The following is a 15401-nucleotide window of genomic DNA, read 5'->3' as shown; positions in this document are numbered from 1 at the left end:
CCTCGGGTGCGCCAAGAGAGTCCAGAGAGAGGTCGGCGGCAGCCTCTCTTTGGTTGCCATCGCCAACGCGATAAAACCTCGAATAGAGGTTATTAAATCCCTAAAGCTCTCACGTAAAAAACCTATTTTAAAAGCTTCGCTTTTAACGCCAGCAAGCTGCGCGTCTACAAAACATGAGCAAGCTCTGCGCCTACAAGTAATAGCGCGATATAAAATCGCGACTACAAAACCACTTGTTTAAAGCGTGCGAATGTTCGCATGCTTTCATCTGCAATCATTACCTCGTAATCTGGGTTTTGAGCAATTAGCTCATATTGCCCATTAGGTAATTTATTAACTTTGCGCAGTAAATACTGCCCGTCTCCGCTTATATCGTCTCGCTCTATCGCGACTATTTGACCGCGTAGCGAGCCTGCTCTATCAGAGGTTATAAGTTCAAGTAGCAGTAAATCACCATCAAGTATTGGGTGTTTACCACCGTTCATAGAGTTACCCGATGCGTGTGCTAAAAAATGTACGTTTGGATCAAGCTTGCCTGCGCCAAGTGGCGCGTCCATCAATTCCATATCGCTGCTATCGCCAGTTTTAAAATGCCCACAGGCAATTTTAATATTGGGGAAATACGGCAGTTTTAATGCGTTATCTTGTTCTTTTGCTGTATCGGCAAGATCTTTAAACGCTAGCTGAGTTACATTGTCAGCATTTTGCTCTGTATTTTGTTTCTTGGTTGGCGTTTTTACTTTTAGCCGTTGGCTGTATTTAGCTAAGGTGTATTCAACCAGTTCTAACACGGCGTTGTTTAGTAATTCGCATTTTTCTGCGGGTACGTCAAACGTGGCTTTTACGGTGTCGTTTTGTAAGGTAAACCATTGTGTGCCGTCTTTATTTTTATTGGTGTAGGCTTTAATTGGATTTTTACGCCAGTAGCTTTGCCATGTTTGTGAATTTGCAGCTGCTTGCTGTTCTTTAATAGGTAAATCGTGTTGCTTTAAATTTGGATGACGCGCTAAAACCTTAGCACTCATAGCCGCAAGTTCTGCAACTGTTGGGGGTTTGGCAAAGCCATTTAAAGCAACATACGCTTCAAGCAAAATAGCTTTGAAGCATTTGGTCATACTGGTTGTTTGTATACCTTTATGTAAAAAGTCGTAAAACGGGGCTAATTGCTTGGCACTTTGCTGTGCTTCGTCATCAATATTTTGTGTTTGAGCAATTAGATCAAACCAACTAGTGTAATTGCTGTTTACCTTTTTTATATCGCCGTAGTGGTAGTAAAACTCACTTAAGGTGGGTAAATGCCCAAGTTGCTCAGCAAGTTGTGTTATATCTTCAAGCGCCGTGGTGCGCTGCGCCTTAGCTAGCTGTTGCCAGAAGTCGGTGACTTTTAAATCAATATTTATAAAACAGCCATCAGCTAGATTTGGCTTTTTAAGCTTTTTAACTACACCAGTTGGCGTGGTCTCATGAAGTAGTGCATAGGGTTTATTTAAAAAGCTGTGGTGGTTACCAATAAAATCAAGCACCACTAAATGTGTTTTACCTTCGAGGGTGCGTAAACCCCGTCCTAATTGCTGTAAAAAGAGTATTTTAGAGTCGCTTGGGCGCAGCATTAATATGGTATCAATGCTTGGTAAATCAGTCCCTTCGTTAAACAAATCAACAGTAAATAATACTTCAACTTGACGCTGTTCTAATTGTTTTAGTGCATCATTACGGCGTACTTTTGACTGGCTATGTACAGATAGCGCTTTTACACCCGCTTTATTAAACGCATCAGCCATGTAATCGGCATGTTTGGTGGAAATACAAAAGCCTAATGTGCGCTGCTGCTTGTATTGCTGCCAGTGTAAAAGTGCGTGGTCTGCCCGTTTTTGAGTCGCAAATTTGTTTTCAAGTGCTGTTGGGTCAAATCGGCCATTACGCCACGGAATGGCTTGGTAGTTTACGTTTTCATCCCAAATACCGTAGTAATGAAATGGCACTAACGTTTTTTGGTCTATCCCCTGCGTTAAGTTACGCTCAAATACTAGGTTGTTGTCGCATAACCCTAAAATATCAGCTTGGTCGGTACGCTCTGGCGTAGCTGTTAAACCCAGTAAAAATTGGGGTTCAAAGTAGTTTAGAAGCTGGCGATATACGCGCGCACTTGCATGGTGAAATTCGTCGACAATAATGTAATCAAATGCTGTTGGTGCAAACTGCTTTAAGTGATTACTTCGGCCAATGGTTTGAATCGAGGCAAATAAACACTCAGCGTTTTTGTCTCGCTGTTTACCGTTATAAAACCCAGTAGATAGAGTGAGTAATTCAGAAAATGTTCGCTGTGCTTGCAAAAGTATTTCTTCGCGATGCGCTACAAATAAAACACGTTTTGCTTTGAATTGTTTTACGTCAAATGCACTTAACCATGTTTTACCCATACCCGTTGCTAAAACCACTAAACCACGCTTAAAGCCCTCAGTACGCGTTTGCGCTAAGGCATTAAGCGCTTCAATTTGAGCTGGCCTTGGTGTTTTAGCTTCATTCTTTTCAATAACTTGCTCAGCTGTATCAGCGTGGTTTACCGATACAAATTGCTGTGTTTTACGCCTAGTAATGTAGCTATTTATCCATTTATGGCTTAAATGGGTAACAAATTCGTGATTAAAAATATTTTCAAAAGCTGTGCGAATACTTAAAAACTGCTTTGCTGCTTGGCTTGTTTTTGGTTGCGTATAATCGTGTCTAAAGTTCCACTCGTGCCCTTTGGTTAATGCGCTGGCACTAATATTACTTGAGCCAATAAAGGCACAGCCATCAGTAATCTCGTTTTGGTCGTTTGTTTTAACAAATATATACGACTTCATATGAAAGCTTTGATTACTATGCGTTTGGTAAATGCGCACATCGGCTCCTCGATCTACTAACGCCATAAGTTCTCTTAACGCATTGGGATGAGTAATATCGAGGTAGTCTGAGGTAAGTAATTTAAGCGTTGCGCCACTTTGTAACGCTTCGCTTAGTGGGTCGAACAACAGTGCTAAGCCACTTGGCTGAATAAATGAAACTGTAATTTCAATCTCAGTGGCATTGTTTATGGCATGCACAAGGTTAGGTAATAACGGGTCATTATCACCCGTAATAAGCTGTTGGTTATTACTTTGCAGGTGTTGATGTTCGCTAAAACTATTCACTTATAATTTCGCTTTGCTATGCGTTAACAAGGCATTTAGCCACACTTCGCTTTCGCGCCCTGGTCGTTGATCGACTGTTTGCCATTGTTTTATTATTTTAAGCTCGGTGTGTTGATCAATTAATGCATTTAAAGCAGTTTCGGTTAAATCGGTAAATTCACGGCCATTATGTTCGCGCTCTTGCGTGCCGTATTTAAACGATACATACAAAACACCATTAGGTTTAAGCGCGTTTTGTAGGTTTAAAAACACCTGCGGTAACTCAGCCTTTGGAACGTGTAATAAACTAGCGCAACACCAAATGCCATCGTATTTATTTATACACTCAAGCTCTTGAAATGTTTTAACCTCGACTGGTTGTTGTAAGTAATTACTGGCTAACTTTGCAAGAGCGGGGCTTGCATCAAAGGCCGACACACTAAAACCTTGGCTTTTAAAATAGGCGGCATCACGTGCTGAGCCACAACCAGCATCTAGCACATGGCCGTTTTGTGCAACATACGGTAAAAACTCACGGTAAAGCGCCGACATATCAACATTAAGTGTTGAGTCGTTAAAAGTTTGTGCATGTTGGTTATAATAATTTAGTGTGGTATTGGGCACTGCTTATACCGCTCCTTGGCTTTTGTACGTTTGCAACGTTAATGCTGTATTCATCTTTGTTTAATCTACAGGAACAGGCCAATAAATTAAAGAACTTATAAGTAGGTTTTTTTAGCTTAATACGCTGTTTGTATTGAATTTTGCACTAATCATTCCCCCTCAACCGTAAACTCTTTGGTTTTAGATACATTTTTTTACAACTTTAACGTCTCATTCATTATTATATTGTTTTGCTGGGTTATACTGTTTAAATAACGATTAAAAACGTACCTTAGAGTTTTAATGAATAAATTAATAACCTTATTAATGTGTGTATTGTTTAGTGCTTCTTGGGGTGCGTTTGCCTGCGAAAAAACACTAACGGTTGCCTCGCATGATGCTTTTTGGCCGCCTTATGTTATGGGTATTAATGGGCAGTTTCAGGGTAAAGAGGTAGAAGCGTTAAATATTATTTTTAAAGACTCGCCTTTTTGCTTTGAAGTAAAACTGTTGCCTAATTCTAAACGGGCTTTTACCGAGCTGCGCTATGGCCGAATAGACATAGGCTGGGCGGCCAGCTATACCAATGAGCGCGCTAAACACGTTCATTTTACAAAGCCGTACCGCACCGAGGTTATGCGTTTATACGAAAATATAAACAATTTACATAAAGCTAAAAATTTAGCCGAAATTTTTGACCAAGGTTTAACCATTGGCGCTAATTTTGGTAGCTATTACGGCAAAGAGTTTGAGCAGTATAAACACAGCCATAAAAAACAAATTGAGTACACTAGTGCAACCAGTAAGCGCTTTGAAATGCTTAATAAACAACGTATAGATTACGCAATAGAAGACGAGCTAGTAGGCAATTATTTAAGTAAGCGGGGTAAAAATTTAATTGCGGCCCCTACTATACCCGCTATAAATAAAGATCAAATACACTTAATGCTGAGCAAAAAAACAGTAACGCTTGATGAGGTTAACATTATTAACGCGCATATTTTAAAAAAGAACGCGGCGCTTAAGGCGTTATTTGAATGAGTAGATTGCGTATATATTTAGTAATATGGGTAGCCTGTTTGGGGCTGTTTTGTGCCAGTGCGGTGGCGTGTGATAAAACAATTAACGTAGGCACTAACGAGCGCTATTGGCCGCCGTATGTTGTACTAAAAAATAATGCTTTAACGGGTTCTGAAATAGAGGTAATTAAAACCATTTTTAAAGACTCTCCCTTTTGTATAAATTTTACCTTATTGCCTAACTCGCAACGTGCCTTAGAAGAGTTAAAACATGGCCGTATAGATTTAATGTTTGCGGCGAGCAAAACCCGCGAACGTGAGGTGTACGCTCACTTTAGTTTGCCTTACCGCGAAGAAGCTATGATGTTGTATCAACACACAGACTCGGCAAATATAAGCTCCTTAGAGCAGCTTTTTAAAAAAGGCTTAACAACGGGTATTAATGGCGGTAGCTATTTAGGGCAGGCATTTAAAGCATTAAGTGAAAAGTATAGTGAACAAATAGTGCTTACCTCCGAGGCCGATAAACGCTTTGCTTTACTTAATAAAAAGCGGGTAGATTTTGTAGTGGATGATTCGTTAGTGGCCGCTTACTTTACTAAAAATTACGCTGGTATATTGCCGGTTGAGCAAGTAGCGCCTGTTCACGTAAATAATGTGCATTTTATAATGAGCAAAAAAACAATAACGCTTAACGAGGTTGCTGTAATTAATCGCCTTATTAAAAATAACAAGGCGGCTATTAAGCGCATTTATAACCTCTATTAAACTGTGGCTTTCCCCTTACTGTTTATTTATAACTTAACTTTCAGCCCTTTTAGGTGTGTATCTTTTACCTTTCATTACCGTGGGGGGATCTGTATAATTCGCCAGCTAATTTACCCTATTGCTTGGTCTTGTTTGTGGCGTTTTGCTGCAGTTGGCCCCTGTCAGTACTCATTCTAGGACTAACTTTTTGATCTCCACCGCAAATATTACGATGCAGTTTGGCGCAGAGCCGTTGTTTGAAAACATTTCAGCTAAATTTGGTAACGGTAACCGTTACGGTTTAATTGGCGCTAACGGCTGTGGTAAGTCGACCTTCATGAAAATTTTAAGCGGTGCGCTTGTGCCAAGTGCGGGTAATGTGTCGATTACGCCGGGGCTTAAAGTAGGTAACTTAAGCCAAGACCAATTTGCTTTTGAGCAATACAGCGTTGTAGATGCCGTAATTATGGGCGACGTAGAGCTTTGGAAAGTAAAGCAAGAGCGCGACCGTATTTATTCATTACCCGAAATGAGCGAAGAAGACGGCATGAAGGTGGCCGACCTTGAAAGCGTTTTTGCCGAAATGGACGGTTACACAGCCGAAAGCCGCGCTGAAGAAATACTAATAGAAGCGGGTATAGATAAAGAGTTTCATTATGGGTTAATGGCAAACGTTGCCCCAGGTTGGAAACTACGTGTGCTTTTAGCGCAGGCGCTATTTGCAAACCCAGACATACTGCTACTCGATGAGCCAACCAATAACTTGGATATTCATACTATTACGTGGCTTGCTAATGAGCTTAATAAACGTAAATGCACCATGATTATTATTTCGCATGACCGCCATTTTTTAAATTCGGTATGTACTCACATGGCCGATATTGACTACGGCGAGCTGCGAATTTACCCAGGTAATTACGAAAAGTTTTTAGAAGCGTCTAGCTTACAGCGTGAGCAGTTATTAGCCGAAAACGCTAAAAAGAGTGCTGAAATTGATGAGCTACAAGACTTTGTTAACCGCTTTGGCGCAAACGCCTCAAAGGCTAAGCAAGCCAGTTCGCGCGCTAAAAAAATGGAAAAAATAAAGCTAGACGATGTTAAAGCGTCAAGCCGTATGAGCCCGTCACTGAGCTTTGACGAGGGTAAAAAAATGTATCGCCAAGCGCTTGAAGTCACCAAGCTTGGGCACGGTTTTGATGGCGAAACCTTATTTAGCGGCGGCGACTTTTTATTAGAAGCCGGCGCTAAACTTGCCATTATTGGCGAAAACGGTGTGGGTAAAACCACTTTTTTACGCTGTTTGGTAAACGAGCTAAAATGCAATGAAGGCGAGATTAAATGGTCAGAAAATGCGACCTTTGGTTACTGCCCGCAAGACAGCACAAAAGATTTTGATAACGATTTAACGTTATTCGATTGGATGTCGCAGTGGCGCACAGCCAAGCACAACGATTTAATGGTGCGCGGCATGTTAGGGCGTTTATTGTTTACCGCCGACGATGCAAACAAAAAAGCGCGTAACTGCTCAGGTGGTGAAAAAAACCGTTTGTTATTTGGTAAGTTAATGATGCAAGACGTAAACGTACTGGTAATGGACGAGCCAACCAACCACATGGATATGGAAGCCATTGAAGCACTAAATAATGCATTAAAAGACTTTAAAGGTACGCTTATTTTTGTAAGCCACGACCGCGAGTTTGTATCGTCATTAGCCACCCGTATTATTGATATTAAAGATAAACAAGTTATTGATTTTCAGGGTACGTTTGATGAATACCTAGCAAGCATAGAAGAGAAAAAAATTGCTTAAGTTGTAGCCACGATTTTATATCGCGTCTGTTTTAGGTTTAAGTTTTTAGGTTTCAAAATTAAAAATAAAGCCTAAACCATTTTAAAAAGGTGCTGTTTAGCACCTTTTTTTGTGGGTGTTTGAATAGGCGGGTGTGCATTGTTTTAGCCATAAGAGCTAAGCCCAACCCTGTAGACGCACATTGCTTTCGTTTAAAAGCAACGCTTTTACCCTGCTGTTAAACCCCTTTGCTAAAGCCATGAGAAGCTTCGCTTCTAACGTGAGCAAGCTCAACGTCTACAAGTTAAACTAACACCGGAGCTTAACCCTGCTCTGTAGACGCACAGCTTGCTGGCGTAACGAGCGATAGCTCGTAAATATTAAACCAATACAATCACAAAGAGGTGAAGAGGCGCTTCGCTTTAGAGAAGTAACTAGTAACTAGTAATGAGAAGCTGCGCTTCTAACGTGAGCAAGCTCAACGTCTACAAGTAAAATTAACGCCAGAGCTTGACCCAACCCTGTAGACGCACAGCTTGCTGGCGTTTTAAAAGCTTGTGAAATAAACAGGTTTTCCTATATTTATTAAAATATATTAATAAATGGCTCTCATGGTTTCTTCAAAAAAACTATTAAAAGGTCGTTGCTCGTCTGCACATAAATATTATTCAGTCACCATATGCTGTGCGCAAAGAGCTAATTTATTTGAAAACTTTGAGAATGCCTGTGTAGCCGCTCGCGCGGTCTTTTATATGCAAAAAAATGTTAATACTATTTGCTATACCGTAATGCCCGATCACCTTCATTGGCTTTTTCAGGTTAAGACGCTCTCACTATCTGAGGTAGTTAGGCAGTTTAAAAGCTTAACAACCGTGAAGATTAATGCGCTTAATGGTGATAAAGGACCAATTTGGCAACAAAATTATTTTGAGCATCAAATCCGTAATGAAAGAGATTTAATAATTCAGGCTCGTTATATCGTTGCAAACCCATTAAGAGCTGGGATTGTGCAAAAGATTGAACAGTACCCTTTTTGGGATTGTATATATTTGAACGACGAGAGTTGAGGGTATTATTTTTCGTGATCACGCACAATAAATACAAGTCTAATTAAAACCGGAGCTAAGCCCCCCCCTGTAGACGCGCAGCTTGCTGGCGTTTTAAAAGCAATGCTTTTACCCTTTTGCTAAAGCCATGAGAAGCTACGCTTCTAACGTGAGCAAGCTCAACGTCTACAAGTTAAACTAACGCCGGAGCTTAACCCTACCTTGTAGACCCACAGCTTGCTGGCGTTTAAAAGCAATGCTTTTACCCTGTGCAAACCCCTTTGCTAAAGCCATGAGAAGCTTCGCTTCTAACGTGAGCAAGCTCGACGTCTACAAGTTAAACTAACACCGGAGCTTAACCCTGCTCTGTAGACGCTCATTGCTTTAGTTTAAAAGCAACGTTTTTGCCCTGCTGTTAAATCCTTTTGCCAAAACCCTGAGAAGCTGCGCTTCTAACGTGAGCAAGCTCAACGTCTACAAGTCAAATTAACGCCGGGGCTATCCTTCTAAAGTGAGCAAGCACAACAAATACAAGCTCAAAGCTAAAATTTAGACAATAAAAAAGGGGAGCAATGTTGCTCCCCTTTTATGCCTATTAAAATGATTTATTTAAGATCAAATCTGTCGGCGTTCATTACTTTTACCCATGCATTTACAAAGTCATGTACAAAACGTTCGTTGTTGTCGTCTTGTGCGTAAAATTCGCTTAATGCACGTAATATAGAGTTTGAACCAAACACTAAATCTATACGTGTTGCAGTCCATTTTATGGTGCCTGTTTTACGTTCAACAATGTTGTAAACACCTGGCTCAGACGGTTTCCAGTTATTGGCCATGTCGGTTAGGTTTACAAAAAAGTCGGTAGAAAGCGTGCCTACATTATCTGTAAATACACCGTGCTTGCTGCCTGCGTAGTTGGTGCCTAGCACGCGCATTCCGCCAAACAGTACGGTCATTTCTGGTGCAGTTAGGCCCATTAGCTGGCTACGCTCTAACAGTAGCTCTTCTGGCGATACGCTAAAGTCACCTTTAAGGTAGTTTCTAAAGCCGTCGTGCACTGGCTCTAACGGTTCAAACGATTCGGCATCGGTCATTTCGTCGGTTGCATCGCCGCGTCCTGGCGCAAACGGTACTGTTACATCAACACCAGCTTGTTTTGCCGCTTGCTCTACTGCAGCTGTGCCACCTAATACGATTAAATCTGCAATGCTGATAGGTTTAGCTAACCCTGCTTTAAATTTTTCAAGGGCGTTAAGTACGTTTGCTAGGCGCTCTGGCTCATTACCCTGCCAATCTTTTTGCGGGGCTAAGCGAATACGCGCGCCATTTGCACCACCACGGCGGTCTGAACCACGGTACGTACGTGCGCTATCCCAGGCTGTAGTAATTAAATCAGTTGCGCTTACGCCGCAATCAAGAATTTGTGCTTTTAGCTCGCTAATCTCATCCTCTGATAAGGTGTAGTCAACACTTGGAATTGGGTCTTGCCAAATTAGGTCTTCGCTTGGTACATCTTTACCTAAGTAACACGCTTTAGGGCCTAAGTCGCGGTGTGTAAGTTTAAACCATGCGCGGGCAAACACGTCAGAAAAATACTCAAAGTCGTCGTTAAAACGTTCAATAATTTTACGGTAGATTGGGTCTACCTTCATGGCCATATCGGCGTCGGTCATCATTGGGTTTAAACGAATTGATGGGTCTTCTACATCTACCGGTTTGTCTTCTTCTTTAATATTTACAGGCTCCCATTGGTGCGCACCTGCGGGGCTTTTAGTTAGTTCCCACTCGTAATTTAATAGTAAGTGGCAGTAGCCGTTGTCCCATTTTGTTGGGTGGGTTGTCCACGCGCCCTCTAGCCCCGATGTTACGGTATTGCGGCCAAAGCCGCCTTCTTTAGTGCTGTTCCAACCTAGGCCTTGCTCGTGTACGTCGGCTGCTTCGGGTTCTGGGCCTAAGTGTTCAGCTTTACCGTTACCGTGAGTTTTACCCACTGTGTGGCCACCTACGGTAAGCGCTGCGGTTTCTTCATCGTTCATTGCCATACGTGCAAAGGTTTCACGTACGTGCTGCGCCGTTTTAAGAGGATCGGGTATACCATTTACACCTTCTGGGTTTACGTAAATTAAGCCCATTTGTACTGCAGCTAATGGATTTTCCATTGTGTCGGGCTGTTCTACGTTGTCGTATCGCTCATCACTTGGTGCTAGCCATTCTTTTTCTGCGCCCCAGTATATGTCTTTTTCTGGGTGCCATATGTCTTCACGTCCCCCTGCAAAGCCATAAATTTTTAAGCCCATTGATTCGTATGCCATATTACCGGCCAAAATAAATAGGTCGGCCCATGAAAGTTTATTGCCGTATTTTTTCTTAATTGGCCATAGTAGTCGGCGCGCTTTATCTAGGCTTGCGTTATCTGGCCACGAATTAAGCGGTGAAAAACGCTGGTTACCGGTGCTTGCACCACCACGGCCGTCTGATAATCGATACGTACCTGCAGAGTGCCATGCCATGCGGATCATTAAGCCGCCGTAATGACCCCAATCGGCAGGCCACCAATCTTGGCTATCGGTCATAAATGCTTTTAGGTCTGCTTTAACTGCGTCTAAATCGAGAGATTTGAATGCTTCGGCGTAGTTAAAGTCTGTGCCGAAGGGGTTTGATTTGGTGTCGTGCTGATGAAGAATGTCTAAATTTAGAGTATTTGGCCACCAATCTGTGTTTACTTTAGAAATAACTGAGTTACTACCGTGCATTACCGGGCATTGGCCCGTTTTAGTGCTGCTCATTATCAGCTCCTTACTTTAAATGAAGAGTTTAACTATTTTACTCAAGCCCCAGCGCCTACATTTGAAGTAACACGCTAAGGTGTATTAATTTTGCGCATAATTTTTGTTTACTGCCCAAACAATATAGACCCCAAATATTACATTCGCCAGTGTATTAACTTGAATTAAATCGATTGAAACCATTGGTTTATTGGATAATGTTTAAGCGCTGAAATTTAAGTGATCGGATTAAATAGTTAACCCGTAATGTTATGTGAAGGGTTTGAAAGTGGCTTTTAATTAAGCGCACATTGGAATACCCCCCTTCACCATGAAATTAAAGTTGTTTATAAAGGTGCATTACTAAGCCCAATGCACCTTTACTTTATAACTTATTGAAATCTATTTTAAATAATTAAGTAAATGTTCAGATTAACTTGATTATTATGACCACTCACTCCTGTTATTTCCCTGCGACAATTTATTGTTGTTTTAAGCAGTTTTGCCAGTCCACTTTGGGCTGGCTTTTTTTTGCCTAACACTTAGTGCGCTTTAAAGTTATGTGAGTTTGCTATGTTGTTTTATGTTCAAAGCCAACACGCCCTAGTGCCAATAAGCCTTGCATGTTAAAGTGCGGTTAGTCACTAATAATTAACTTAGGCGTACCCATGCGTTTTTATATATCTATTCTATTTATTTGTTTTTTTTCGCTTTTAAATACTGTTAATGCACAAGAGTCAGCTGCCCCAACAGAACAGCAACAGCAACAAGCGTTAGCACAATTAAATGAGCCTATGTATAAACCGCTTTTAGAACGCTATATTCTTGATGAGTTAAAAGCTGTTCGCCAAGACCAACAACAATTACGCGAAGATGTAACTAAACAAGTTACCCACGCCCAATTAGACACCGCCGACAGAGCGCTTATTTACACCACCGACACAATAAATAATGTATTTTTTATTATTACTGCTACGGCCTCTATTTTGGTTTTAGTAGGTTGGAACTCGCTGCGCGATGTTAAAAACAAAGTAGAAGACATAGTAAATACGCGTGTAAGTGTGATCACTGACGAGTACGAAGATCGCCTAAAAATTCTTGAAGAAAAACTACGTGTACGCTCAGAAGAAATACTCAGTAACCAGGAGCGTATATCAGTCACTAACGAGGTGCATTCTTTATGGATGCGCGCAAACCTAGAAAGCGACTTTGCAAACAAAATAGAAATATTTGACGAAATTTTAAAACGTAAGCCGGAAGATGTAGAAGCCATTGCCTACAAAGCGGATGCATTATTAGAGCTAAACGAAACCGCCAAAGCCATTGAGTTATGTAACCAAGCCATTGATATAGATAGCGACTACGGCTATGCCTACTGGCAGCGTGCATGTGCGTATGCACTTACACACAAACATGCCGATGCATTGGCCGATATTAAAATGGCCCTTGATTACTCGCCAAACTTACGTAATGAGTTATTGCACGAAAGCGCATTTGCCAGCCTGCACGATAACGACAGCTTTAATGCGATAGTGGCAGGTAGCTAGAGTTTTATAGCCAAGATGCTAACGTGTTGATATAAAAGCTGTTGTGGTTTTTTATCATTGCGTTAGCTACACGCCTAAGCCATGAGAAGCTTCGCTTCTAACGTGAGCAAGCTCAACGTCTACAAGTCAAATTAACACCGGAGCTAAACCCAGCTCTGTAGACGCACATTGCTTTCGTTTAAAAACAACGTTTTTACCTAAACGTAAACCACTTTGCCAAAGCCATGAGAAGCTGCGCTTCTAACGTGAGCAAGCTCAACGTCTACAAGTCAAATTAACGCCGGAGCTAAGCCCTGCCCTGTAGACGCACAGCTTGCTGGCGTAACGAGCGATAGCTCGTAAATATTAAACTAATACAATCACAAAGAGGTGAAGAGGCGCTTCGCTTTAGAGAAGTAACTAGCATCTAGCGCGAGCAAGCTTCGCGCCAACCTTCACTCCTCTTTTTTTCTCTTTGTGCAATACATCATTTGAGTAATGAGAAGCTGCGCTTCTAACGTGAGCAAGCTCGACGTCTACAATGTTAACATTAGCGTTTAAAGTATAAATCGATGGCTTTGGTGAGGAGTTCGTCGAGTTGCTCTTCGAAGGTATCTATATCAATTTCAAAATGATTTAAATAGGCTTTGGCCTGCACTCGCGACAAGTTACGGTTTTTTACGCTGTACTGGCGCTCATCTTTTTGTTTATCAAAACGCGGTAAAAACAAAAATTGCCCGTAATAAGGTGATTTAATGTGCTTGTTAGCATAACGACAAAAGTCTTCTATGTGATCTGCGCCTTGCGGCCCTAAACACCCAGGCTCAACGCGGTACATTAAGCGAATTTTTTTGTCGTCTGCTAACTGCATAGTATGCCTTTTATTATCTAAAAAATAATACGCGGATTATTTTTCCATCTTTTATTTGGTAGCTCGAAACTAACTCAGAGCGTTTATCTACCACGTTTTCGTCTGTTGAACAGGTTTCTGATAGCTCGTGATCTATTACTATGTCGCCGTGCACAATACGCTTTATTGGTGAGCTATTAATGCACTTTAATTTTTTAAACATTAAGCCGTAACGGGCTATGAGCTTTTCTTTTCCTTTAAATAATAGCTCATTAGGAAAAATATAAAACTCTACATCTTCATCGTACATACGAATAAATTGTTCAATGTTACGTGCGTTATAAGCTTCAACTAATTGCTCTACAACAGCGAGCGACTCACGAGACTGCTTAGCTTTAGCTTGTTGTTTTGCAGTTAATGCTTCTTTGGCTTGGGTTACCGCTTTTTCTGCCTCGGCTACGGCCGCTGCTTTTTCTACTTTGGTTTTTGGTTTTTCTACCGGTTTAGGGGTTTCGCTACCTAGTACTTTTGAATCATCAGGTTTAGTTGTCTCTACTTTTGGCGTTTTAAGCTTTGGGGCTTGGTACTCAAGTGTGTTTAACTTTTCATCTTTTGGTTGCGAACTGCTGGCTTGAGTAGAGCTTGACGCTTGCTCGGTGCTTTTTTGCTCTTGTTGACTCTCTTCGGTTTGATCTGCTGCGTAACTGATCAGGGCTACTGTGGCAATAAGCGTGGCAAAAATAATAGATAACGATTTCATAACTTTCCTAATATGAACATATAACGCTGTTAATGCTGCAACATAACAAATTTGAGCGTTTTCGGGTAGCAATTAAATGATTGTTATACACTTTACCAATACTGCTCAACCGTTATGTGCCCTGGGTCTCTGCGACGATTTCGTTTAAAGTTTTTGGCTAAAAGTAAGTCGGTTGTGTCTTTCACCATCTGTGGGTTACCGCAAATCATAAATTGGGCATTATCAGGCGTTGGCATGTGTGGGGTTTTACTAAACAGCTCACCGTTTTGAATTGCTGTCGTTATACGCCCTTTTAGGCCTTGTTGTGGCTCCTCACGGCTTACAACCGGAGTATAATTAAGCTGTGTAGGGTGCGCGTTTGTAAGCGTGTCTATTAAGTTTTGGTAGCTTAAATCGGCATTAAAACGTACGCCGTGCACTAAGTTAATTTGTGTGTATTTTTCCCATACCTCTGGTTGCTGCAAAATAGATAAAAACGGCCCTATTGCGGTGCCTGTGCTTAACATCCATAACTGTTGGCTTGGCGGTATTTCGTCAAGGGTAAAAAAGCCAGAAGCACGTTGCTCTATTAATACAGTGTCGCCTGGTTTTAATTGCGCCAGCTTAGGCGATAATAAACCACCCTCTACATTAATAAGGTAAAATTCTAAATCGGGGTTATTAGGCGCGTTTACATAAGAATATGCCCGTGCAATACGCTTATCTCCATCCATAATCGAGAGCTTAGTAAACTGCCCTGCTTTAAATGGCTCTACACGTGCGTTTACGACTAAACTAAACAGTGTATCGCTCCACCATATTACTTTTTTTACAGTTGCATCTACCCAGTTAGACATAGTCAACTCCATAGCTTAACGCTTTAAAAATGATAAATGGTTGTAATTTATACACTAGCATTAACTTAAGTAGAGTGACACTGCGAGCAACTACTTTTTAAACATAACGTTTTTACTTTGGGTAACATTGATTTTATTAAAAAGATGAGTAGCAGCGGCTTTATGCCGCGATAAATTAATAACAAACACGAGGTAAACTCCAGCTACTTTTTTGTTAATGCGCAGCTTGCTGGCGTTTTAAAAACAACGTTTTACGTTGTGTAAACCCCTTTGCCAAAGTCATGAGAAGCTGCGCTTCTAACGTGAGC

General features: G+C 41.3%; 11 protein-coding genes. 5 read left to right on the top strand and 6 right to left on the bottom strand.

Annotation, left to right across the window (positions count from 1 at the left end):
* Positions 1-221 precede the first annotated feature (221 nt).
* Both AN391_RS17615 and AN391_RS17610 read right to left on the bottom strand, forming a co-directional pair.
* Positions 222-3173 (bottom strand): DEAD/DEAH box helicase family protein, encoded by a 2952-nt coding sequence (locus tag AN391_RS17615; RefSeq protein ID WP_055016601.1) that lies wholly within the window; start codon positions 3171-3173, stop codon positions 222-224.
* Positions 3174-3776, bottom strand: a complete 603-nt coding sequence (locus tag AN391_RS17610) for a bifunctional 2-polyprenyl-6-hydroxyphenol methylase/3-demethylubiquinol 3-O-methyltransferase UbiG (protein WP_055016600.1) — start codon at positions 3774-3776, stop codon at positions 3174-3176. It abuts the gene before it with no gap.
* A gap of 282 nt (positions 3777-4058) precedes the next feature.
* Between AN391_RS17610 and AN391_RS17605 the strand changes: the two genes are divergently transcribed.
* From AN391_RS17605 to AN391_RS17590, 4 genes are all read left to right on the top strand, one after another.
* Positions 4059-4796 carry an ABC transporter substrate-binding protein gene (locus tag AN391_RS17605; RefSeq protein ID WP_055016599.1) on the top strand — a complete coding sequence of 246 codons (738 nt, stop codon included), beginning with the start codon at positions 4059-4061 and terminating at the stop codon, positions 4794-4796.
* Positions 4793-5542 (top strand): ABC transporter substrate-binding protein, encoded by a 750-nt coding sequence (locus tag AN391_RS17600; RefSeq protein ID WP_055016598.1) that lies wholly within the window; start codon positions 4793-4795, stop codon positions 5540-5542. Before AN391_RS17605 ends, AN391_RS17600 begins: the two co-directional genes overlap by 4 nt.
* A gap of 187 nt (positions 5543-5729) precedes the next feature.
* On the top strand, positions 5730-7331 hold the full coding sequence (locus tag AN391_RS17595; RefSeq protein WP_082422642.1) for an ABC-F family ATPase: 1602 nt from the start codon (positions 5730-5732) through the stop codon (positions 7329-7331).
* 590 nt (positions 7332-7921) lie between these two features.
* Entirely contained in the window at positions 7922-8377 is a 456-nt protein-coding gene (locus AN391_RS17590) for an REP-associated tyrosine transposase (RefSeq protein WP_082429350.1), read from the top strand.
* Between the two features lie 584 nt (positions 8378-8961).
* On the opposite strand, the gene katG is transcribed toward AN391_RS17590, so the two are convergent.
* Positions 8962-11142: a catalase/peroxidase HPI gene (katG, locus tag AN391_RS17585; protein ID WP_055016596.1), complete on the bottom strand. Its 2181-nt coding sequence runs from the start codon at positions 11140-11142 to the stop codon at positions 8962-8964.
* Between the two features lie 647 nt (positions 11143-11789).
* On the opposite strand from katG, the gene AN391_RS17580 reads away from it, so the two are divergent.
* Positions 11790-12668: a TPR end-of-group domain-containing protein gene (locus AN391_RS17580; RefSeq protein WP_055016595.1), complete on the top strand. Its 879-nt coding sequence runs from the start codon at positions 11790-11792 to the stop codon at positions 12666-12668.
* A gap of 529 nt (positions 12669-13197) precedes the next feature.
* Here the strand turns inward: AN391_RS17580 and AN391_RS17575 are convergent.
* The 3 genes from AN391_RS17575 to AN391_RS17565 all read right to left on the bottom strand — a co-directional run bounded on the left by AN391_RS17575 (position 13198) and on the right by AN391_RS17565 (position 15093).
* Positions 13198-13518 (bottom strand): hypothetical protein, encoded by a 321-nt coding sequence (locus tag AN391_RS17575; protein ID WP_004589283.1) that lies wholly within the window; start codon positions 13516-13518, stop codon positions 13198-13200.
* 13 nt (positions 13519-13531) lie between these two features.
* Positions 13532-14257, bottom strand: coding sequence for a nuclear transport factor 2 family protein (locus tag AN391_RS17570; protein WP_055016594.1), 726 nt, complete (start codon positions 14255-14257; stop codon positions 13532-13534).
* A gap of 92 nt (positions 14258-14349) precedes the next feature.
* The gene (locus tag AN391_RS17565; protein WP_055016593.1) at positions 14350-15093 is read right to left on the bottom strand and encodes a ferredoxin--NADP reductase; all 744 of its coding nucleotides are present in this window, start codon (positions 15091-15093) and stop codon (positions 14350-14352) included.
* Positions 15094-15401 lie beyond the last annotated feature (308 nt).

Source organism: Pseudoalteromonas sp. P1-13-1a (assembly GCF_001401875.1).
Lineage (GTDB): Bacteria > Pseudomonadota > Gammaproteobacteria > Enterobacterales > Alteromonadaceae > Pseudoalteromonas.
This window is presented reverse-complemented; position numbering and strand designations above follow the sequence as displayed.